Source organism: Aquicoccus porphyridii (assembly GCF_008369105.1).
In the GTDB taxonomy this organism is placed as follows: Bacteria; Pseudomonadota; Alphaproteobacteria; order Rhodobacterales; family Rhodobacteraceae; genus Aquicoccus; species Aquicoccus porphyridii.
The window spans coordinates 594,360-616,211 of the sequence record NZ_VINQ01000001.1 but is presented as its reverse complement, the minus strand read 5'-3'; the positions used below and the strand labels follow the sequence as shown (position 1 = coordinate 616,211).

The window sequence follows — 21,852 nt, the reverse complement described above, 5'->3', positions numbered from 1 at the left end:
GCTCGAAACGGGGCCGGGGCCCGGCGCGGAAACGTGACCGGACCCCGGCAAACCGCCAACGCGCGCGCGCGGAGCGCGGCGCATCGGTGCCGGGAAACCGGATTTCAGGGAGAGAGAAAGCCATGTCAGGATCGGTGCATCCGAACCCGCAGGGGCGGGTCGGCCAGGTGATCGACAGGATCGAGGAAAACCTGATCGCGTTTCTGCTGGGGGTCATGGCGCTTTTGACATTTGCCAATGTCGTCGTGCGCTATGTGTTCAACTCCTTCATCGGGGATTGGGTCGAGGCGGCCACGGGCATGCGCCTGCCGACCGAGATCCTGTGGGGGCTTGAGGTCACGCTGGTGCTGTTCGCGTGGCTGGTCCTGTTCGGGATTTCCTATGGTGTGAAGATCTCGTCCCATCTCGGGGTCGATGCGATCCTCAATATCGTGTCCACGGGCAAGCGGCGGGTCCTGGTGGTCATCGCGGCGCTGGTCTGCGTGGTCTATGCCGCGCTTCTGATGAAGGGGGCATGGGATTACTGGGCGCCCTTTGCCGGGTTCGACGGGACCACGGGGCGCTGGTTCCCGACCGGTTTCGCCGACAGCCGCGATCAGGCCTGGTACGAGACCGAGCAGATCCCGATACCGTCATGGCTCGGCTGGATGGACGATGTGTTCAACGAGGGCGAAGCCTATGAGAAGATGCCGCGCTTCATCCCCTATGCGATCCTGCCGATCGGCATCGCGCTGCTGTTGTTCCGCTTTGTGCAGGCAACGGTCGAGATCCTGCGCGGCACGCGCGCTTCGCTCATCGTGAGTCACGAGGCGGAAGAGGCGGTGGACGACGCCGCCACACAACACAAAGAAGGCTGAACCCATGGACGTGGTCATTCTTTTCGCAATGGTGATCGGCCTCTTGCTGATCGGGGTGCCGATCGCGGTATCGCTCGGACTCAGCTCGATCATCTTCCTGCTGGCCTTTTCCGAAACCTCGCTCGCCTCGGTGGCGCAATCGCTCTACCAGGCGATGGCGGGGCATTACACGCTTCTGGCGATCCCGTTCTTCATCCTGGCATCGAGCTTCATGTCGACGGGCGGTGTGGCACAGCGGATCATCCGGTTCTCGATTGCCTGTGTCGGGCATCTGCGCGGCGGTCTTGCCATTGCGGGGGTGTTCGCCTGCATGATGTTCGCCGCGCTGTCGGGGTCGTCGCCCGCGACGGTGGTGGCGATCGGGACGATCGTGATCGCCGCGATGCGGCAGGCGGGCTATACCCGCGATTTCGCCGCCGGTGTCATCTGTAACGCGGGCACGCTGGGCATCCTGATCCCGCCCTCGATCGTGATGGTGGTCTATGCCAGCGCCACCGATGTTTCGGTCGGGCGGATGTTCCTGGCCGGTGTCATCCCGGGGCTGATGGCGGGGTTGATGCTGATGATCGCGATCTATGTGATCGCGCGCATCCGCAACATGCCCAAGGGCGAATGGGCCGGTTGGCGCGAGATTTTCGCCTCTTTCGCCGATGCCTTTTGGGGACTCATGCTGATCGTGATCATCATGGTGGGGATCTATGGTATTCCCGGTCTCACATCGGCGATCTTCACGCCCACCGAGGCGGCGGCCGTGGCCTCGGTCTATGCCTTCCTGATCGCGGTCTTCGTCTATCGCGACATGGGGCCGCTGGCCGCGCGCGACGGGCAGCCGCGCAAGAGCCTTTGGCAAAGGCCGCAGGCGCTGGTCACCGTGTTCTGGCATGAAGACACGCGCCGCACGCTTCTCGATGCGGGCAAGCTCACCATCATGCTGATGTTCATCATCGCCAACGCGCTGATCCTCAAGCATGTGCTGACTGACGAGCAGATCCCGCAGAAGATCGCGAGCGTGATGCTGGAGGCGGGCTTTGGCAAGATCATGTTCCTGATCGCGGTCAACGTGATCCTGCTGATCGGCGGGCAGTTCATGGAGCCTTCGGGCCTCATTGTGATCGTGGCGCCGCTGGTCTTTCCGATCGCGATCGAGCTGGGGATCGACCCGATCCACCTCGGGATCATCATGGTGGTCAACATGGAAATCGGGATGATCACGCCGCCGGTCGGGCTCAACCTCTTTGTCACGTCGGGCGTGGCGGGGATGCCGATGATGGCGGTGGTTCGCGCGGCGCTGCCGTTTCTCGCGGTGCTTTTCGTCTTCCTGATCCTGGTGACATACATACCGTGGATATCGACCTTCCTGCCCAATTCGCTGATGGGGCCGGAGATTATCGTGGATTAGCGGGGGGCGGTGATCATCTTGCGCGTCTGAGCGAGCGTTTCGAAAATGAGCGCCTTTCAGGCGCGCAGTATCTCTCGCCGGCCGCCTCCGGCCGGAGTATTTGGGGCAAGATGAAGCGTGTGGGTCTCGGCTTTCATTTGGCCGCGAATATAGCGGGGGCCTTGCCTCTGGCTGTCCAATTTCTTGCCTGCGCGATACTGGGCGCACCATCATCTGTCGCAAGTGGCGCGTTCCGGACCTGCCTTTCCTTTTTGTGTCGCGGTTCCGACAAAACGGGAAGAAATTGTTTTGCGGTCAGGCCTCAAGACCATATTCTGATCCGTGAATGAGAGGGAGGGCGCCTGATGGATCCGATCGTGCTGACCGTTGAGATGATGGTCGTGCTCGGGGTTCTGGCGCTGACGGTGACGTTATTCGTGACCGAGGTTTTCCGCATCGACGTGACCGCGATCCTGATGATGGTGCTGCTGGGGGTGCTGAGCCAGTTTCCCGGGCTGGGCGGGCTGGCCGATGAGCGGCATCTTTTCGCGGGGTTTTCGTCGAACGCGGTGATCTCGATCATCGCGGTGATGATCATCGGGGCGGGGCTCGACCGGACCGGGCTGATGAGCAAGGTGGCGGCGGTCATCCTGCGCTATGGCGGGCGGACCGAGGCGCGGATCATCCCGATCATATCGGGCACGGTGGGGCTGATTTCCTCCTTCATGCAGAACGTGGGCGCGGCGGCGCTGTTCCTGCCGGTGGTCAGCCGGATTTCGGTGCGCACCGGGCTGCCGCTGTCGCGGTTGCTGATGCCGATGGGGTTTTGCGCGATTCTGGGCGGGACGATGACGCTTGTCGGCTCGTCGCCGCTGATCCTTCTGAACGACCTGATCCTCAGTGCCAACGAGACCCTGCCCGCATCCCAGCAGATGGAGCGGTTCGGCCTGTTTTCGGTGACGCCCGTGGGGCTTGCCCTCGTGGCGACCGGGGTTCTCTATTTCATGGTTTTCGGGCGCTGGGTGTTGCCCAGCCGCGGCACCAGCGATGATCGCACGTCGGGGCAGGCGATGGGCGAGTATCTCAAGTCGACCTATGGCCTCAAATCCGACATCATCGAGGTGGTCGTGCCGGCCGGAAACCTGCTTGAGGGGCAGGAGTTTCGCGACATCATGCTCGCGCATAACCTTTATATCATCGGCTCCTATCATGGCGGGCGGCGCTGGATGACGCCGCCGGTGGCGACAAAGATCCAGACGCCCTGTCGGCTGGCAATCCTGGGACGCCGCCGGGTGATCGAGGAGGTGGCGGGCTGGTATGGGCTTGAGGTTCTGACCGATCTCGACGTCTTTGCCGATGATTTCGCCCCTACCGTCACCGGGGTCGGCGAGGTCGTCGTGCCGCCGGGCAGCGCGGTGATCGGCAAGACGCCGCTGGAACTGGCGCTGCGGCGGACCTATGGCCTGTCGCTTCTGGCGGTGCATCGGCAGGGCGAGACGCTGTCGCTTGTTGAAACGCATGAGCACAAGGCCGACGATATCCTGAACGTGCGCCTGCAGGAGGGTGACACGCTGGCCGTGTTCACCGCCTGGGACGCTCTGGCACGGCTGGCCCGGGGGCGCGATTTCGTGGTGGTGACATCGGATTTCCCGCGCGAGGAGCTGCGCCCGCAAAAGGTCGGGTGGGCGCTGTTCTTTTTCCTCGTGGCGTTGTTCCTGGTGATTTTCACCGATGTGCGGCTGTCGCTTGCGCTTCTGGTGGGGGCGGCGGGGATGATCGCCTCGCGTGTGCTGCGCATCGACGAGGCCTATGAGGCGGTCAGTTGGCAGACAGTGTTCCTGTTGGCGAGCCTCATTCCGCTCGGCCACGCGGTGCAGGCCACCGGCACCGCCGACTGGATCGCGCATCAGGTGCTGCGGCTGCTGGATGGCTGGCCGGTCTGGGCGCTTCAGGTCGGCGTGGCCGTTCTGGCGACGGTGTTCACACTGGTGATGTCGAACGTGGGGGCCACGGTGCTGCTGGTGCCGCTTGCGGTGTCGATTGCCGTTGCCGCGGGCGGCGATCCGGCGATTTTCGCGCTCACCGTGGCGATTTCGACCTCGAATTCCTTCCTGATCCCCACGCATCAGGTCAATGCGCTGATCATGGGGCCTGCGGGCTACAAGGTGGCCGATTTCGTGCGCTCGGGCGGGGTGATGACGGCGCTGTTTCTCGTCGTGTCGATGTTGGTGCTGAACCTGCTTTACTGACCCGCGCCTCAGGGCTGTGGCACGATCAGGACCAGCCCGTCGAGGGCGTCGTCGGCCTCGATCTGGCAACTGAGGCGCGACGTGGCGCGGCGCTCGGCCTCGGCCACGTCGAGCATCGCATCCTCGAAATCATCCGCACCGCCCGTTTGGTCGGCCCACGCATCATCGACATAGACATGGCAGGTCGCACAGGAAAGCGTGCCGCCGCATTCGCCGATGATGCCGGGCACGTTGTTGTCGACGGCGGCCTGCATCATCGAGGTGCCGTTTTCCACTTGGGCGGTCTTCTCGCCGCCATCGGGGAGTTTCCAGGTGACTTTCATGAACCTTCCTTCTGGTCAGACGAAATAGACATAGAAATCGCGCAGCGCGTCGCCTTCGAGATCCTTGGTCTTCTTCACCTCTTTCTCCTTCATGTAGATGTGGTTGTCGCACAAAAGCGGCCCCACCGCCGCGCAGAGCGCGCCGTCGGCCTTGAGATCGGCAATGGCGCCGCGCAGGTCGATGGCGGTGCTTTCCTTGGCGTCGGTGTTGTCGAACCCGTCGCCGGTCTCGATCGGGGGCAGGTCATAGCCGTTCTCGACGCCGAGGCGCGCGGCCTGAAGCACGGCCGCCGTGGCCGTATAGGGGTTGGCGCTGGCATCGGCCATGCGATGTTCAAGCCGCGCCTTGGCCCCCCCTTCGGAGGAAATGCGCGTGGTGACGTTGCGGTGATCGCCGCCCCAGTTCTGCCAGAACCCCGAGAGCGATCCGGGCTGAAGCCGCTGATAGGAATTCGCGGTGGGCGCGATGAGGCCGGCAAGACCCTTGTGATGATGCAGAAGACCGGCAAGACAGCCGCGCGCCAGGTCGTTCATATGCTCGGGCCCGCCACGCGGACCGGACGAGAGCGCGTTGCCACCATCCTCTTCGGTGAAGGAAAAGTTGACATGCATGCCCGATCCGCCGGCCTCGGCAATGGGCTTTGGCATGAAGCTGAGGATTATCCCGTGTTCAAGCGCGATCTCGCGCGCCATCAGGCGGAAAAGCACGATATCATCCACCGCCTTCACCGCATCGTCAAAGGTCAGCACGTATTCGAATTGCGGGCTGTCGAACTCGGCGGTGATCATTTCGAGGTTGAAACCGAGCTGCTCGGCCATGTCCCAGATCGCATCGTTGAAGCGCAGCGGATCGGTCATCGGCCCGGTGCCATAGACCACGCCGCCGGGCGCGTCATAGGGGGCAAGGCGGCCCTCGTCATCGGCTTGCAGGGCAAAGCATTCCAGTTCGATCCCGACCTTGGGATTGAGACCGCGTTTGCGCCAGTCGCCCACCGCCCGCTTCAACGCCCCGCGCGGGCACAGGCCCAGCGGCGCGCCCGCGTCATCGTAAAGATCGCCGATCACGATCTGGGTGCGTTCGTCCCAGCTTGCGCGGATCTCGTCATGGCGCCAACGCAGCTCCATGTCGGGCAGGCCCTGCATCATCATCGCGCCCGGCGCGTCGAGCAGATCCTTGTCGTAATGCACGCCAAAGGTCGAGCGGCAGAACCGCGTGCCGGAGTCGGCGATCTTGGAATGGGGCAGGTATTTGCCCCGGACGATCGAAAGATGGTCGCAGAATATCGCGCGCAGGCGGTCTTGCATGGTGGTCTCCCCGTATGGTCTGCCCTTTTACGCGCGTGTGATCCGCACCGGCAGTTTCTTGATCCCGCCCACGAAATTCGAGCGCAGGAATTCGTGATCGCCGTCAGCCTGAACCGATTTGATGCGTTTGGCCAGTTCCTGGAACAGCACCCGCACTTCGAGCCGCGCCAGCCACATGCCAAGACAGACATGCGGGCCCCCCTGGCCGAAGCTCAGGTGCTTGTTGGGGCTGCGAAACAGATCGACGCGGAACGGGTCGTCGAACGTGGCCTCGTCGCGATTGGCCGAGGCCCACCAGAACAGCACCTTGTCGCCTTCGCGGATCGTCTTGCCGTGCAACTCGTAATCCTGCATCGCGGTGCGGCGGAAATATATCGCGGGCGTGGCCCAGCGGATGATCTCGTCGGGCGCGGTGTCCCAGATGTCGCCGCCCGCCTGCATCTGTTCGATGAGTTCGGGCTGATGGCACATGGCCTGGATGCCCGCGGCGATGGAATAGCGTGTGGTGTCGTTGCCCGCGGCAACGAGCAGGCAGAAGAAGTTGCGAAACTCCTCTTCGGTGATCACGCTGCCATCCCTGGCGGGCTGGCGGATCATGTGCAGCACACCCGAAGTGTCGCCCGAGGCGTCCTTGTCGGCCATGAGTTTCTTTGCATATTGAAAGAGTTCCGCCCCGGCGGGCGAGTTGAACGGCATCATGCGAAACTCGTCCGTCATCATCTGGTCGAGGACATGATCGGTGAAATCCGGGTCGGTGTTGGCGATCAGCGCGTCACCCTTTTCCACCAGCCATGGCAGGTCTTCGTCGGGCAGGCCGAGAATGCGGCCCAGCATCCGCATCGGCAGTTGTCGGGCGATCTCTTTCGTTGCGTCAAAGCTGTCCTGGGCGAGCGCTTCGTCAAGGATTTCGTCACAAAGTTTGCGGATATCCTCTTCGAATTGTGCGATCACGGGTTTGGAAAACGCCTTGGCCACCTTGATGCGGGTCATCATGTGTTCGGGCGGATCGGTCTCCTGGAACGTGCGCCGGGCGAGGTATTCCTCGTAGCTCTGATCCTCCATCCGGATGCCACGGGCCGAGGAAAACACGGCCGTGTTGCGGTTCATCTCGGTGATGTCGGCATTGCGGGTGATCGACCAGAAATCCTCGCCCTGGTCATAGGTGGTCCAGTGCGCGGGATCGTCGCGGCGTAGGCGGGCAAAGGTGTTGTGCGGCGCGCCCTTGGCAAAGCTGTCGTGGCTGGTGAGGTCGGCATGGCCGTCATCGGTCGGGGTCCAGATGGTCACGTTCGGCACCTCCCGCAATGGATTCGTGTTGTTGACCTGTTAAGTATATTGTAAAATGCAGTAAATATGCAAAGGAAATCCGCCATGCGCATCGCGATCCTGATGACCAACACCGACGAGAGCGATTTTGCCCATCGCTGGCCCATGGATGGCGAGAAATTTCCGGCGATGATGCGGCGTGTGCGGCCCGGATGGGAGTTTGTGGTCTACCCGGTCAAGGACGGGGTGTTCCCCGAAACCCTCGCCAGGGTCGACGGGGTGATGATCACCGGCTCGCCCGCCTCGGTCAATTCCGGCGCCGATTGGGTGGCGCGGCTCGAGGCATTGGTGCGCGAGATCATCGCGGCGGGCATCCCGCTTTTCGGGGCTTGTTTCGGGCACCAGGTGATCGCCACCGCACTTGGCGGCACGGTGGGGGCGAACCCGGGCGGCTGGGTCTTCGGACAGGTCGAGGTGACATTCACCGACGGGCGGACAATGCCGATCTATGCCAGCCATTCCGAACAGGTCTTGCAACTGCCCGAAGGGGCGGAGGTGATCGCCACCGGCCCGGGCTGTCCAATAGCGGGATTCGTGGTCGGCGATGGCGTGATGACGACACAGTACCACCCCGAGATGGAACCGGAATTCGTGGCCGCCCTGATCGAGGAGCTGGCCGACGAGCTTGGCCCCGAGATCACGGCCCGGGCGCATGCGTCACTGGGTACATCGCCCGACATGGCCGAAACGGCGGAGTGGATCGCGCGATTTCTAGAGCATAAGCAATCGGATATCGCGTAATCTTCATGCAAGCGCGGCAAGCAGGTCCATGGCTGTCACATGATCGAAACTGACATGGCGGGCCATGGCCGCTTCGGCCTCGGCGGCGCGGCGATCGGCGATCAGGGTGGCAATCTCGCGATGTTCGCGCGCCGACGTGCCGATCACCCCCGCGTAATGATAGCGCGCCCGGTAATAGGCCATCAGCTTGCGCGCGTTGGTCTTGATCATGTCGAGCAGGAACGGGTTTCCCGCCGCCTCTGCCACGCTGCGGTGAAAGTCGAGATTGAGTTGATAATAGAGATCGGGCTCTGCATCGCCATGGGTGGCGGCGTGGGCTTCGCAGGCGGCGGTGGCGGCTTCGAGCGCGCGTGCATGGGATTTCGACAGCCGCCGCGCCGCGAGCCCCGCGGCCTGTCCCTCGAGCTTGGCATGGACCTCGAGAATGGCGAGGAATTCCTCGAGCGTGGGGCGAAAGACGGTAGCGCCCTTGCGCGGGTGGCGGGTGATCAACCCCGCGGTTTCAAGCTGGATCATCGCCTCGCGGACGGGGGTGCGCGAGACGCCGTGGGCGTCGATCAGCATCTGTTCGTCGATCGAATCGCCGGGGTTGAGACGGCCTGCGTCGATATCCGCGAGAACGGCGGCGATGATGGTCTCGGTCTGGCCTGCCATGGAAAATCTGACCCTTTGCGCGCAAAATTTTCCCCAGTCTAGGGTTTTGCGTATATTTAGGGAAGGGGTGCGCACGGTGGGGTTAACGCGATTTTTCGGCGCAAGACCGGCGGGGTGATATGCGTACACCGCCCGGCTGCCACGCGGCTGCCGGGTAATGCTTGCCAAAAGGTTAACGCAAGTGGTTAACGCAGCGTGCGCCCTCAGTCCCTTTCGCGCCAGCGGGCGATGGTCTTGCGCGCGCGGCTCACCAGCATCAGCACGTCGATGCCCACGGCGAGGAACTGTGCCCCCCATTCGGCATATTGCTGCGCCACCGTGTCATCGACGGCCAGGATTCCCGCCGCCTTGTCAGAGGCGTTGATGCGGCCGAGGGCGTCGCGGATCGCTTCCTTCACTTCGGGGGCACCGGAATCGCCCGGGTGGCCCATGTCAGCCGAAAGATCGGCCGGGCCGATGAAAACGCCATCGACTCCCTCGACCTGGAGAATCGAGTCGAGGTTTTCGAGTCCCTTCACGGTTTCGACCTGCACCAGCAGGCAGACCTGATCGTTGGCGGTGGAAACGTAATCGCGGATTGCCCCGAAACGGGTGGCCCGGGCACCGGCGCCGCCCATGCCGCGATTGCCCTGCGGCGGGTAGCGCATGGCGCGGGCCAGCTCCGCGGCCTGTTCACCGGTTTCCACGAGCGGCACGAGGATCGTCTGGCATCCGGTGTCGAGCACCTGCTTGATGATCCAGTCGCGCCCGATGGGGATGCGCACGACCGCCTCGGAATGTTCGTGTTGCAGCACCTGGACCTGTTGCGAAATGGTTTGCAGATCGTTGGGTGCGTGTTCACCGTCGATCACCAGCCAGTCGAATTCGGCGCTGGCCAGCATTTCCGTGGCATAAGGGTCGGCGAAGCTGGCCCAGCAGCCATATTGCATCTTGCCCTCTTTCAGGGCGGCCTTGAAACGGTTGAGGGGGGCGGGCATGGCTTACTCCTTGAGGGTGGCGGCGATCTCGGTGATCACGTCAAAGGCGGTGGCGACATCCGCTTCGGTGGCGTCGAACTGTCCGGCCTGAAAGCGGATGACAAGCGCGCCGTTCACGCGGGTCTGGGTCAGGTAGATGCGGCCATCGTCGTTGATCGCATTGACCAGCGCAAGGTTGTGCGCGTCCGTATCGCGCGTGCCCTCGGGGGCGTGGCGAAAGGTGAAGAGCGACAGCACCGGCTCGGTCACGATCTCGAAGCCGGGCGTGGCGCGCAGCCGTTCACAGAGTGCCGCAGACCATGCGACATGGTTGCGGATACGCGTCCGCAGGCCGGTCAGGCCATAGGCGCGGATCAGGAACCAGAGTTTCAACGCACGAAAGCGGCGGCCCAGAGGCACCGACCATTCGGAATAGTTGATGACCCCGTCGGCGCCGTGGGTCTTGAGGTATTCCGGCTGGATCGCCAGCGTGCGGGTCAGGTCCTCGGGCGATTTCACGAAATGCGCCGACAGGTCGAACTGCGTACCAAGCCATTTATGCGGGTTCAGAACCACGCTGTCGGCGCGTTCCACCGCGGCCCAGAGGCTGCGGAACTCGGGCACGATCATCGCCGCCCCGGCCCAGGCCGCGTCGACATGGGTGAAAAGCCCGTGTTTCTCGGCCACGTCACAGGTCGCGGCGATGTCGTCGCAAGCGCCCGTGCCGGTGCCGCCGGTGCAGGCGATGATGCCCGCGGGGCGGTATCCGGCGGCGAGATCGGCGCGGATCGCGGCGTCAAGCGCCTCGGTGTCCATTGCGCGCAACGGGCCGGTCGTGGGGATGCGCACGAGGTTCTCCTGCCCGATGCCGGAGACCCAGATCGCGCGGTCGATCGAGGTATGCACCTCGGCGCTGGCATAGACGCGCAGCCGGGGCTGGCCCGAGAGGCCCGCCTCGTTGCCCTGCCAGCCGAGCGCGCGTTCGCGCAAGGTGAGCATCGCGGCCAGCGTGGCCGAGGAGGCGGAATCCTGGATGACGCCCTGAAACGCCTCGGGCAGGGCGATGGCCTGTCGCAGCCAGTCCATCATGCGGGTTTCCATCTCGGTCGCCGCCGGAGAGGTCTGCCACAGCATGCATTGCGGGGCCATGACGGTGACGATCTGGTCGGCGAGAACGGCAGCGGGCGCGGCGTTCGACGGGAAATAGGCGAAGAAGCGCGGGTGCTGCCAATGAGTCATGCCGGGCATGACGATGCGTTCGAAATCGGCGATCACGTCGTCGAGGGGTTGCGGCTCTTCCGGCGGGCTTTGCGGCAGTTGGGCGGCAATCTCGCCGGGTTTCGTGCGGGCGCGCACCGGCCGGTCGCGCAGCCCCGCGTGATACCGCGCCGCCCAATCCCCGAGCCATGTGCCCCATTTCGGAAAATCGCTCCAGCGCATCTGGTCCCCCACATATACGTTAATGTGTTAACAATATCATCGAGGCACAATCCCGGCAAGTCATTGCAAAGGAGTATGCGGGGGAATTGTCAAGCGGGCAGGGTGGGGGCGATGACGCCCCCGACCATGTGCCTTGTCGCGATCAGTCCTTGGCCTTGGCCGCCGTGATCGCCTGGGCCAGCGCTTTGCGGTCGCCGATATGGTTGGCCAGCACGAGGATCAGCCGCGCGTTGAGCGCGTCGCTTTCCTCTTTGGAGAGGCCCTCATGCGCGGCCAGGAGATCGGCATAGAAATCGTCGGGCCCGTCGATATTGGGGGTCAGGATCAGGTCGGCCATGGTCACTCACTCCTGTCCGGTGGCGCGGCGGACCGCGGTGCGGAATATGTTCTCGTTCCAGCTTTCGCGCCGCGCGGCGACGTGCTGATCAGGGCGGATGAGATAGACCGCCGACGGTGCCACACCAAGATAGCGCTGCTTGAGCGCGAGGCTCTTGTCGTCCTTGACCGAGAGGGCAAGGCGCGTAACCTCGATGCCGCTTTCCTCGAAATGATCGGGCGCGTCGGCGTCGATGGTCAGGAGCGTGAACTTGCCCGCCAGTTTCGGCAACAGGAACCCGTCGACCAGCGGCGCGTCGGGGCAGGGCGCACCGGGGCGGGTGCGCGCGGGCCCGTCCTCGAGCGCGTCGGCGGTGTTGAGCGGCGAGCCGTCATAGGTGCAGGGCACCGAAAGCCGCCCCGAGTTCACCAGCGGGCGGGCGAAGTCATGCTCTTCGGCGAGATCCAGAACCGCGTCGCGCAGGATGCGGCTCATCTCGGATTTGGGGGTGATGAAATCGGTCGAGCGGGTCGAGTTGAGGATGTTCTCGTCCGCGCCGTGGATACGCTCGGTGTCATAGCTCTCAAGCAGCGTCTCGGGCGCCTTGCCCTCGATCACCAGCTTGAGTTTCCAGACCAGGTTGTCGGTGTCCTGAACCCCCGAATTGGCGCCGCGCGCGCCGAAGGGTGAAACCTGGTGCGCGGCGTCACCGGCAAAGATCACCCGGCCGTGGCGGAACTTTTCCATCCGGCGGCACTGGAACGTGTAGATGCTCACCCATTCCAGCTCGAATTCCACATCCTCGCCCAGCATCGCCTTGAGCCGGGGGATGACGTTCTCGGGTTTCTTCTCTTCTTCCTTGTCGATGTCCCAGCCCAGTTGCAGGTCGATCCGCCACACGCCGTCGGGCTGCTTGTGCAAGAGGGCCGACTGGCCGCGGTTGAAGGGCGGGTCGAACCAGAACCAGCGTTCGGTGGGAAAATCGGCCTCCATTACCACGTCGGCGATAAGGAAATTGTCCTCGAAGACGCGGCCGACGAAATCGAGGCCCAGCATCCGGCGGGTCGGCGAGCCCGCACCGTCGCAGGCAATGAGCCAATCGGCCTCGAGCGTGTAGGAATCCTCGGGCGTGGCCACCTCAAGCTTGACGTGATCGTCATGGGTGCCGATCGCCTCGACCCGGTTCTGGCCGCGGATCTCGATCGGCTTGCCCGCGTCCTGCAATTGGCGGACGCGGTTCACGAGGTATTCCTCGAAATAATATTGTTGCAGGTTGATGAAGGCGGGAAATTCGTGGCCGTCTTCGGGCAGAAGGTTGAATTCAAAGACCTTGCGGGTGTCGAAAAAGACCTTCCCCACATCCCATTTCACGCCTTTTTCCACCATCTCGTGACCACAGCCCAACCGGTCGAGGATCTCGAGCGGGCGCTTGGCGAAACAGATGGCGCGGCTGCCGAATGAAACCTTGTCATTATCGTCGAGCACCACGACGGGCACGTCATCCTGTGCGAGGTCGATGGCGGCGGCCAGCCCGATCGGCCCGGCCCCGATCACCACGACGGGGTGGCGCACCGGCGCGGGCGCGTCCTGATCGGGCGATCGCTCATAGGCATAAAGCGGGATTTCGAAGATCTTGTTCATGGTGTCTCCTCCGGGGTGGGGCGTGGCCATCATGCCATGAAAGCCACGCGCACCATTTGATCTGGGTCAGACCGGGCCCATGCGATTTTTCGGCGAAAAATCGGGATCAGCCCTGCAACGCGTCCCACATTTCGAGATCGCGCGCGGCGGTCCAGATGCGCGGGGTGTCAAGGCCGCGGGCCTCGTCATAGGCGCGCGCCACGTTGAAGGGCAGGCAATGTTCATAGATCGCGTATTCGCTGAACTTCGGGTCGCATTCCGCGCGCACCGCGTCCCATGCCTCCTTGAGCGTGCCACCCCGGGCCGCGACGCGGGCAGCGGGGCGGTAGGTGCTTTCGACGAAATCGCGGGTGTTCTCGATCGCGGCATTGACCATTTCGCGCCCGACAAGCGCATCGCCACGCCCCGGCGCGATGGCATCGACATCGAACCACTTGATCGCGTCGAGCGTGTCGCCCCAATCCGAGAAATGCCCGTCGCCGCAATAGCAGGCCGAATGGTATTCGACGATATCGCCGGTGAACATCACGTTCTGATCCGGCACATGGATCACGATGTCACCCGCCGTGTGCGCGCGACCCAAGTGCATGAGGTCCACCCGGCGGTTGCCGAGATAGACGGTCATCGAATCGTTGAACGTCGTGGTGGGCCAGGTCAGGCCGGGGATGCTCTCATGCCCCTCGAACAGACGCGGAAAGCGCTGAAATTCGCTGTCCCAGTCTTCCTGTCCGCGTTCGACCACCATGGCGCGGGCGGTGTCGGACATGATGATCTGCCCCGCACCGTAAGCGCTGGCGCCCAGCACGCGCACGGCGTGGTAATGGGTCATCACGAGATGCGAAATCGGCTTGTCGGTGACTTCGCGAACCTTCTCGATCACCTTGTGGGCAAGGCGCGGGGTGGCCTGTGCCTCGACGATCATCACGCTCTCGTCGCCGATGATGACGCCGGAATTGGGATCGCCCTCGGCGGTGAAGGCATAAAGCCCCTCGCCGATCTGGTCGAAGGTGATGTTCTTTTCGGTCATGTCGCCTTGCGATGCGAATTTCTTGGCCATGTCGTGCGTTTCCTTTCGAGTGGTCCGCCGGTGGATGTGTCGGATGCCTCCGGCGGGAGTATTTGGGGCAAGATGAAGGGCTTAGCGTTCGTAAGGATTGTCGAGCGCGGGCAGGATCGTGCCGGTGCATTCGCCAAAGCCGATGGTATAGCCATCGCCATGGGCCGCGCCCCACAGCGTGAGCGTGTCGCCATCTTCGAGGAAGGTGCGGCTTTCGCCGCTCTCAAGCGTGAGCGGCTCCTTCCCGCCCCAACTGAGTTCGAGCAGCGAGCCGCGCTCGGGCTTCGTCGGCCCCGAGATCGTGCCCGAGCCGAGAAGATCACCGGGCGTCATCGGGCAGCCGGAGGTGCTGTGATGGGCCAGTTGCTGGGCCGAGGAATAATAGATCTCGCGGTAATTGGTGCGCGCGATCTCGGTGGCCGGTTTGCCCTCGGGCGCGAGGCTCACGGCAAGGTCGATGTCATAGAGCATCGGCCCGGTGTCCTTGAGGTGGTCGAGCAGGTCGACCTCGCGTTCGGGGGTGTCACAGCGGAACGGTTCGAGCGCGGCGGCGGTCACGATCCACGGGCTGATGCTGGTCGCCGTGGCCTTGGCCTGAAACGGGCCCAGCGGCTGGTATTCCCAGGCCTGGATGTCGCGCGCCGACCAGTCGTTCAAAAGCACGTAGCCAAAGATCATCTCGAACGCTTCATCCACCGTCACGGGGCCGTCCGAGGCGGTGCCCACGATGGCGCCCATTTCCAGTTCGAGATCGAAGCGGCGCGAGGGCAGGAAGGCGGGCTTGTCATGCTCGGGCGATTTCAACTGGCCCCAGGGGCGGCGCACATCGCTGCCCGACACCACCACCGAAGAAGCGCGCCCGTTATAACCGATGGGAATATGCAGCCAGTTGGGCGGCAGCGCATTTTCCGCGCCCCGGAACATGGTGCCCACGTTCACGGCGTGATGCTTGCCGGCGTAGAAATCGGTGAATTCTGCCACGAGGAAGGGCAGGTGCATCTCGGCCTCGGCTTGTGGCACCAGAAGCGGCTCGGCGCGCTCGCGGTCGGGGCTGCCCTCGGCGACGATCTGGGTGATCCGTTTGCGCAGCGCGGACCAGAGCTCGGGGCCTTCCTCCATCACCTCGTTCCAGAACGGCACGTCGAAAAGCGCATCGTCGGTGAGCGAGACGAGCCCGGCCTCTTCGGCGCGGCGCATGTCGAGGATCATGTCGCCGATGGCCACGCCACAGCGCGGATCGAACGTGTCGGTCGAAAACACGCCGTAAGGCAGGTTGTTGAGCGGAAAGGGGTGTTTCGGGCCATTGGCCGAGGCCACCCAGGATTTGAGAAGGGTCATGTTTCGTCCTTTTTCGGGCATGGTGGGTTTGCCCCCATCCTACGGTCTGGCGCAGGGCGGGCGAAACCCACGATCCGCATCATTTCTTGCCGGGCGTGCCGTCGAATTTCTTTTCGAGATCGGTCCAGCAGTCGATGTAATCGTCCTGCAGCGGCGCCTCGTTCGCGGCGAAGCCGGTCAGGTGCTGGGGAAAGCGCGTCTCGAACATGAACGACATTGTATTGTCGAGCTTGTCCGGCCCGAGATTGGCGTTCGACGCGCCTTCGAAGGCCTGTCTGTCCGGCCCGTGTGGCAGCATCATGTTGTGCAGGCTCATCCCGCCCGGAACAAAGCCCTGCGGCTTGGCGTCATACTGGCCATAGATGTTGCCCATCAGCTCGGACATGATGTTCTTGTGATACCACGGCGGGCGGAACGTGTCCTCGGCCACCATCCAGCGTTCGCGGAACAGCACGAAGTCGATATTGGCCGTCCCCGGCATGCCCGAGGGGGCGGTGAGCACGGTAAAGATCGACGGGTCGGGATGATCGAACAGGATCGCGCCGACCGGGCAATAGGTGGAGAGGTCGTATTTCAGGGGCGCGTAATTGCCATGCCACGCCACCACGTCGAGCGGGCTTTGCCCGATCTGCGTCTCGTGAAACAGGCCGCACCACTTGATGGTGAGACTCGAGGGCGTCTCGCGATCCTCGAACGCCGCCACCGGGGCCTTGAAATCGCGCGGGTTGGCGAGCGCGTTGGCGCCGATCGGGCCACGGCCCGGAAGCTCGAATTTCTGGCCGTAATTCTCGCAGACGAAACCGCGCGCCGGACCTTCCAGAACCTCGACCCGGTAGACGAGGCCACGCGGGATGATGGCGATTTCCTGTGGCGCGAGGTCGATGATCCCGAGTTCGGTGGCAAAGCGCAGGCGGCCCTCCTGCGGGACGACCAGAAGCTCGGAATCGGCCGAGTAGAAATAGGCGTCCTTCATCGATTCGGTGACCAGATAGATATGGCTGGCCATGCCGATCTGGGTGTTCACGTCGCCCGCCGTGGTCATCGTGCGCATCCCGGTGAGCCAGGTCAGGCTCTCGCCCGAATGCGGCACCGGATCCCAGCGATATTGCCCGAGGCTGGCCACGTCCGGATCGACATGCGGCGCGGATTTCCAATAGGGCAGATCAATTCGCGTGTAGCGATGCGAATGCTTGACGCTGGGCCGGATGCGATAGGTCCATGTCCGCTCCGGCGGGTGGGCGGTAAAGGCCGTGCCCGAAAGCTGCTCGCCGTAAAGACCGTAGTTGCATTTCTGCGGGCTGTTCATACCCTGTGGCAACGCGCCCGGAAGCGCCTCGGTTTCGAAGTCGTTGCCGAATCCGGGCATGTAGCCCTCATGCGGGCCGGGCACCGAGGGTGCCTGGGTCATGTGATGGGGAAAGGATTGTTTGTTCATCGCGCGTCTCCTTTGTGGTTGCGCTGTTAACAGTTGGTTTTGTAACTAACAACGGCAGGAGGGGTTCGACATGAGCATAGCAGATGATTTCGATTTACAGAATTTCCTGCCTTATCTCTTGAACCAGGCAGCGGAAGTAAGCTCACTGCGGTTCCAGCAGGTCTACAAGGATCGCTACGGCATGTTGCGCACCGAGTGGCGGGTGCTGTTTCACCTTGGAATCTATGGAAAAATGACCGCCAAGGAGATCGGGAAACGCTCGAAGATGCACAAGACCAAGATCAGCCGCGCCGTGGCGAAACTGGCCGAACGGCGGTTCCTCACGCGCCATCGCGACGGGGCGGACCGGCGGCTGGAATATCTCGAACTGACCGAGGCGGGGCAGCGTGCCTACCGCGATCTGCGGCAGGTGGCGATGGAGTATGATTCGGCGCTCGCCGCGCGATTCTCCGATGCGGACATGGCCACGCTCAAGCGCATGCTGCGCACACTTGCGAGTGATGCGGCATGAGCGACCAGGTCAAGGGGCTTTTGATCACCACGCTGGCGGTGCTGATGGTGGTGCCGGATTCGATCTTCGTGCGGCTCATCGACGCCGATGCGCTGGTCATCGCCTTCTGGCGCGGGCTGGGGGCAGGGGGGCTGATCCTGCTGGGCGTGCTGGCATGGCAGGGCACCGCGCCCTATCGCCTGCTGCCCGGCACCGGGATCTACGGCGCGATCTATATCGTGGCCGTGGGCGGGGCCGGGGTGCTGTTTCCGCTCGCGGTCAGCCTCACCTCGGTGGCCAACGTGGTGTTCATCATCGCCGCCTTGCCGGTCTTTGCCGCGGTGTTTTCCTGGATCTTCATGGGTGAAAGGGTCTCGCGGCGCATGGTGCTGACAATGATCGCGGTGGCGGTGGGTCTGGGCGTGCTGGCCTATGGCTCGGGCGAGACGAAAGGCGCGCACTGGACCGGCGATCTGACCGCTCTGGGCGTGGCGGCGCTTTTTGGCGCGGGCCTCACGGCGGCGCGCAAGGTGCGGCGCGTGTCGATGGTGGCGGCGGTGCCGATCGGCTATATCGGCGCCTCGGTGCTCCTGTGGCCCTTCATCGCCCCGATGAGCATCCCCGATGGACAATGGCATCTCGTGGCCTTCCACGGCGTCTTCATCGCGGGCAGTTCCATGGGCCTCGCCCTTGGCCCGCGCTATATCCCCTCGGCCGAGGTGGGCCTGCTGATCCTGCTCGAATCGGTTCTCGCACCGCTGCTCGCGTGGTGGATTCTGGGCGAAGACCCGGGCACTTATGCGCTCATCGGCGGGGCGGTGGTGATCGGCGCGCTGGCGTTGTCGAACGCGGTGGCGCTGGCGCGGCGAAAGGGGTGATCCGAACCCTTCAAGACATGATCGGCTGCCGGACACGCGCCAATCCCGCGATGCCCGGCAGCACTCATGATCCCCTCAGGTCGCGGCGGGCCAGAGGATGGCAGCGACCCATAGCCCCATGCCGAAACTCAGATGTGCCAACAGGCTTTTCAGGCGCGCAATGCCCGGGCGCGGGGTGCGCCTTGCGGCCAGTCCCGCGCCCATTGCGGGTTGCAGGACAAGGAACGGCGCCAACACGGTCACCGCCCCGAACGCCAGCGCAATGTCGAGTCGGGGCGTTGCAAGCCACCCCTCGCCAACCCCGGTCAGGAAGACCACGGCAAACACCACCCCGATCAGGTAGTGCATGACCCATCCGATCCATCTCTCGCCCGTGATGACCGGGCTGGCGGTGATCGGGCGATGACGCACCTGCCCACGCAAAAGGTGGCCGAACCAGCGCCCGACAAGGGCATAATCGAGCGGCTGAACGCCGACCCCGTATCTCAGGGCAAGCGCGACAAGATCCATGAACAGGGTGGCCCCGACGCCAAGGATCAGGCTTTCGAGAAGTAACTCACCCATGCTCGCGCTCCGTGTCGTTGAAAGCTGCGAAAGGCGCGGTCACCGGTGCGGTTCCTGCCATTGGTGGATTGCTGGTATTCAAGATTGTCATGGACCTCGGGCTCCGTTGAAATTCTGCACGAGGCAGTGCATGTACAACTTCAAGCCAACTTGAGGTCAAGCCCATGCTCGACATTTCCGAACTTTCCCGCCGCACCGGGTTTCCCGCGTCAAGGTTGCGCTATTACGAAGAGATCGGGCTCATCCGGTCATCGGGACGCAAGGGGTTGAAGCGGCTGTTCGAAGAAGACGTGACAACGCGCCTGGCACTGATCGCGCTCGGGCAGACGGCAGGCTTTTCCCTGGCCGAGATACGCGCCTTGATCGGCGTCGAAGGCAAGCCCCGTCTCGATCGTGCAAGGCTTGGCCAGCAAGCCGACAGGCTCAACGCGCAGATCGACGAGTTGACCGTTCTGCGGGACGGCATTCGGCACATCGTCAACTGTTCCGCCGAGAACCACCTCGATTGCCCAAGGTTTCGCCGCATCATGCGGGTGGCGATGAAGAGAAGGGGGGCAAGGTAGCGCATCCTGACGACGACCGGCATGATGACCGCAACGAACACCCGCAAAACCGGAAGAGCGGCCCCCGGCCCGGAACAGCGGCAAAGCCGCCCGGGCAGCACACCATTGCCCGGCAGGCGATTTTTCGCAGAAAAATCTGCCGGGAGGGGGCCACCCCCCGGCCGGGTGCTTTTGAGAGGGTGCGCACCGCTTCGGGTGAGGGATGACGTTGCAAGATAAACTGTTCGGCGCTGACGTTGCGAGCACCCGACCGCGGCCGTGCGTTGCCCGCCGTGCGCTATGTCATCCGGCGCATCCCGCCCCGCTCAGAAATCCACCTCGACCCCCGGCAGGTTCAGCGACTTCATCATGTCGCGCAATTCCTGCCGCGCGGCCACGTTCGAGATATTGAGCTGCTTGACCCCGATATCCTTGAGATCGAGCAGGGTCAGCCCGCGCGGGAACAGCTCGCGAAAGATCACCCGCTCGTTGAACCCCGGTGCGATGCGAAACCCGATGCGTTTCGACAGCCGCTCCAGCGCCTTTTCCATCTTTTCCTTGTTGACCATCCGCTGCGCGCCCAGCCGGTTGCGCATCACCACCCAGTCGATCGGCTTCAACCCCGCCTGCGCGCGCAACTGCCGCGCCGACCAGACCATCTCGGAATAGACCGAAGGTCCGAGAATCTTGACCCCGTCACCGTCGATATGGGCCAGCAGGTCATAGTCGATGAAACTGTCATTGAGCGGCGTGATCAGCGTATCGGCGAGGCTGTGGGCGACCTGGCTCAGGCGGGTATGCGAGCCGGGACAGTCGATCAGGATGAAATCGCTGTCAGGTTCGAGCGTGGCCACGGCGGCCGAAAGCCGGTGGTCATAGATGTTCTCGCCGGGTTTGAGGCTGTCCTTGTCGATTTCGGGCAGGTCGTGATACTCGGGCCCCGGCAGGTCGAGGCCGGATTTCTCGGTGAAGCGGCGGCGGTTGTCGATATAGCGGCCCAGCGTGCGCTGGCGCAGGTCGAGATCGAGCGCCGAGACCTTGTGCCCGAGCCGCGCCAGCGCGGAGGCGACATGCATCGACACGGTCGATTTGCCCGCGCCGCCCTTTTCGTTTCCGACAACGATGATATGTGCCATTGCCCGTTTTGCCCCTTACCCCGCACACGGCTTGCCGCCGCGTTTCGTCTTGTTGCGCACACTATATGTTGTAGGAGGCGATTTGGAAAGCGGAAGACGCATTGCGCCATTGCGGGCTTGGCATGTCCCGGCGCGGCGTTTAGTGTATGTCACGCAAACGACCCCGGAGGAGGGTCGAGAACAGGGAGTATGCAGATGAAATCCATGAAAACGGCCGTTGTGGCGGCCTTGACCCTCGGTTTTGCCGGTGAAGCGATTGCGACCGAATGGAACGTCTCGGTCTGGGGCAAGCGTCGCGCCTTTACCGAACATGTCGAGAAACTGGCCGAGCTGGTCGCCGAGAAGACCGACGGCGAATTCACCATGAACATCAGCTATGGCGGCCTGTCCCAGCCCAAGGAAAACCTCGACGGCATCTCCATCGGCGCCTTCGAGATGGCGCAGTTCTGCGCCGGCTATCACCGCGACAAGAACCGCGCGATCACCGTTCTGGAACTGCCCTTCATCGGCGTCAACACGCTCGAAGAGGAAGTCGCGGTGAGCCATGCGCTCTATGAACACCCGGCGGTCAAGGAAGAGATGGCGCAATGGAATGCGCGCATCCTCATGACAAGCCCGATGCCGCAATACAATCTCGTCGGCGTGGGCGAGCCGCGCGACACGCTCGATTCGATGAACGGCATGCGGGTGCGTGCCACCGGCGGGCTTGGCGAGGCGTTCAAGGCCGTGGGCGGCGTGCCGACCTCGGTCTCGGCCCCCGAGGCTTACCAGGCGATGGAATCGGGCGTTGTCGACACCGTGGCCTTTGCCCAGCACGCGCATCTCAGCTTCGGCACGATCAACCAGGCAACGTGGTGGACGGCCAATCTCAACCCCGGCACGGTGAACTGCCCGATCGTGGTCAATACCGACGCCTACGAGATGCTCAGCGATGACGAGCGCGAGGTGCTCGACAGCTCGATCGACGAATCGATCCAGCATTACCTCGACAATTACGCCGAGCTTCTGGCCCGCTGGGACGACGTGCTCGAAGAGAAGGGCGTCGAGAAGGTCATGATCTCCGACGAGGAGCTGGCCAAGTTCCGCGAAGTCGCCGCCGGTCCGATCCGCGATCAGTGGATCGCCGACATGAGCGCGCAGGGCCTGCCCGCGCAGGAGCTTTACGACCTGGTCATCGCCACGCTCGAAGAGACCCGGGCCAGCAACTGATCCAGACGCGATATCGC

Annotated in this window: 21 protein-coding genes; 8 read left to right on the top strand and 13 right to left on the bottom strand. The window is 63.5% G+C overall.

Annotated features, from left to right (window positions below; genetic code table 11):
* Positions 1–122 precede the first annotated feature (122 nt).
* From FLO80_RS03000 to FLO80_RS02985, 3 genes are all read left to right on the top strand, one after another.
* The gene (locus tag FLO80_RS03000) at positions 123–857 is read left to right on the top strand and encodes a TRAP transporter small permease (protein WP_111361830.1); all 735 of its coding nucleotides are present in this window, start codon (positions 123–125) and stop codon (positions 855–857) included.
* A gap of 4 nt (positions 858–861) precedes the next feature.
* Entirely contained in the window at positions 862–2,256 is a 1,395-nt protein-coding gene (locus FLO80_RS02995; RefSeq protein ID WP_111361831.1) for a TRAP transporter large permease, read from the top strand.
* 344 nt (positions 2,257–2,600) lie between these two features.
* Complete coding sequence (locus FLO80_RS02985) at positions 2,601–4,484, top strand: SLC13 family permease (protein WP_111361832.1); 1,884 nt, start codon at positions 2,601–2,603, stop codon at positions 4,482–4,484.
* An 8-nt stretch (positions 4,485–4,492) separates the two neighbouring features.
* On the opposite strand, the gene FLO80_RS02980 is transcribed toward FLO80_RS02985, so the two are convergent.
* Genes FLO80_RS02980 through FLO80_RS02970 form a run of 3 tightly spaced genes read right to left on the bottom strand, consistent with a single transcriptional unit; the run spans position 4,493 to position 7,399 of the window.
* Positions 4,493–4,807, bottom strand: a complete 315-nt coding sequence (locus tag FLO80_RS02980; protein ID WP_111361833.1) for a 2Fe-2S iron-sulfur cluster-binding protein — start codon at positions 4,805–4,807, stop codon at positions 4,493–4,495.
* Between the two features lie 15 nt (positions 4,808–4,822).
* Positions 4,823–6,112, bottom strand: a complete 1,290-nt coding sequence (locus FLO80_RS02975; RefSeq protein ID WP_111361834.1) for a type I glutamate--ammonia ligase — start codon at positions 6,110–6,112, stop codon at positions 4,823–4,825.
* Positions 6,113–6,139: 27 nt separating this feature from the next.
* The gene (locus FLO80_RS02970; protein WP_111361835.1) at positions 6,140–7,399 is read right to left on the bottom strand and encodes a cytochrome P450; all 1,260 of its coding nucleotides are present in this window, start codon (positions 7,397–7,399) and stop codon (positions 6,140–6,142) included.
* 84 nt (positions 7,400–7,483) lie between these two features.
* On the opposite strand from FLO80_RS02970, the gene FLO80_RS02965 reads away from it, so the two are divergent.
* Complete coding sequence (locus tag FLO80_RS02965; RefSeq protein WP_111361836.1) at positions 7,484–8,179, top strand: type 1 glutamine amidotransferase; 696 nt, start codon at positions 7,484–7,486, stop codon at positions 8,177–8,179.
* A gap of 3 nt (positions 8,180–8,182) precedes the next feature.
* Here FLO80_RS02965 and FLO80_RS02960 read toward each other — a convergent pair whose 3' ends face one another.
* The 8 genes from FLO80_RS02960 to hmgA form a co-directional block, all read right to left on the bottom strand.
* The gene (locus tag FLO80_RS02960; RefSeq protein ID WP_111361837.1) at positions 8,183–8,833 is read right to left on the bottom strand and encodes a GntR family transcriptional regulator; all 651 of its coding nucleotides are present in this window, start codon (positions 8,831–8,833) and stop codon (positions 8,183–8,185) included.
* Positions 8,834–9,036: 203 nt separating this feature from the next.
* Entirely contained in the window at positions 9,037–9,810 is a 774-nt protein-coding gene (locus tag FLO80_RS02955) for an HpcH/HpaI aldolase family protein (RefSeq protein WP_111361838.1), read from the bottom strand.
* 3 nt (positions 9,811–9,813) lie between these two features.
* Positions 9,814–11,229 (bottom strand): pyridoxal phosphate-dependent decarboxylase family protein, encoded by a 1,416-nt coding sequence (locus FLO80_RS02950; protein WP_111361839.1) that lies wholly within the window; start codon positions 11,227–11,229, stop codon positions 9,814–9,816.
* 142 nt (positions 11,230–11,371) lie between these two features.
* On the bottom strand, positions 11,372–11,566 hold the full coding sequence (locus tag FLO80_RS02945) for a DUF2783 domain-containing protein (RefSeq protein WP_111361840.1): 195 nt from the start codon (positions 11,564–11,566) through the stop codon (positions 11,372–11,374).
* A 6-nt stretch (positions 11,567–11,572) separates the two neighbouring features.
* Positions 11,573–13,186 carry an FAD-dependent oxidoreductase gene (locus FLO80_RS02940; RefSeq protein WP_111361841.1) on the bottom strand — a complete coding sequence of 538 codons (1,614 nt, stop codon included), beginning with the start codon at positions 13,184–13,186 and terminating at the stop codon, positions 11,573–11,575.
* A gap of 106 nt (positions 13,187–13,292) precedes the next feature.
* Complete coding sequence (locus FLO80_RS02935; protein WP_111361842.1) at positions 13,293–14,243, bottom strand: MBL fold metallo-hydrolase; 951 nt, start codon at positions 14,241–14,243, stop codon at positions 13,293–13,295.
* 81 nt (positions 14,244–14,324) lie between these two features.
* Positions 14,325–15,581, bottom strand: coding sequence for a fumarylacetoacetase (gene fahA, locus FLO80_RS02930; RefSeq protein WP_111361843.1), 1,257 nt, complete (start codon positions 15,579–15,581; stop codon positions 14,325–14,327).
* A 79-nt stretch (positions 15,582–15,660) separates the two neighbouring features.
* Positions 15,661–17,016: a homogentisate 1,2-dioxygenase gene (hmgA, locus tag FLO80_RS02925; RefSeq protein ID WP_111361844.1), complete on the bottom strand. Its 1,356-nt coding sequence runs from the start codon at positions 17,014–17,016 to the stop codon at positions 15,661–15,663.
* A gap of 70 nt (positions 17,017–17,086) precedes the next feature.
* On the opposite strand from hmgA, the gene FLO80_RS02920 reads away from it, so the two are divergent.
* Together FLO80_RS02920 and FLO80_RS02915 are read left to right on the top strand one after the other, a co-directional pair.
* Entirely contained in the window at positions 17,087–17,527 is a 441-nt protein-coding gene (locus FLO80_RS02920) for a MarR family winged helix-turn-helix transcriptional regulator (RefSeq protein WP_111361845.1), read from the top strand.
* Positions 17,524–18,384 carry a DMT family transporter gene (locus FLO80_RS02915; RefSeq protein ID WP_111361846.1) on the top strand — a complete coding sequence of 287 codons (861 nt, stop codon included), beginning with the start codon at positions 17,524–17,526 and terminating at the stop codon, positions 18,382–18,384. The genes FLO80_RS02920 and FLO80_RS02915 overlap by 4 nt, the downstream gene beginning before the upstream one ends.
* 75 nt (positions 18,385–18,459) lie before the next feature.
* Here the strand turns inward: FLO80_RS02915 and FLO80_RS02910 are convergent, their stop codons facing one another.
* Positions 18,460–18,948, bottom strand: coding sequence for a DUF2938 domain-containing protein (locus FLO80_RS02910; RefSeq protein ID WP_111361847.1), 489 nt, complete (start codon positions 18,946–18,948; stop codon positions 18,460–18,462).
* Positions 18,949–19,112: 164 nt separating this feature from the next.
* On the opposite strand from FLO80_RS02910, the gene FLO80_RS02905 reads away from it, so the two are divergent.
* Positions 19,113–19,511, top strand: coding sequence for a helix-turn-helix domain-containing protein (locus FLO80_RS02905; RefSeq protein ID WP_111361848.1), 399 nt, complete (start codon positions 19,113–19,115; stop codon positions 19,509–19,511).
* Positions 19,512–19,816: 305 nt separating this feature from the next.
* On the opposite strand, the gene FLO80_RS02900 is transcribed toward FLO80_RS02905, so the two are convergent.
* Complete coding sequence (locus tag FLO80_RS02900; RefSeq protein WP_111361849.1) at positions 19,817–20,626, bottom strand: division plane positioning ATPase MipZ; 810 nt, start codon at positions 20,624–20,626, stop codon at positions 19,817–19,819.
* Between the two features lie 195 nt (positions 20,627–20,821).
* On the opposite strand from FLO80_RS02900, the gene FLO80_RS02895 reads away from it, so the two are divergent.
* Positions 20,822–21,835: a C4-dicarboxylate TRAP transporter substrate-binding protein gene (locus tag FLO80_RS02895; protein ID WP_111362364.1), complete on the top strand. Its 1,014-nt coding sequence runs from the start codon at positions 20,822–20,824 to the stop codon at positions 21,833–21,835.
* The last annotated feature ends 17 nt before the right edge of the window (positions 21,836–21,852 follow it).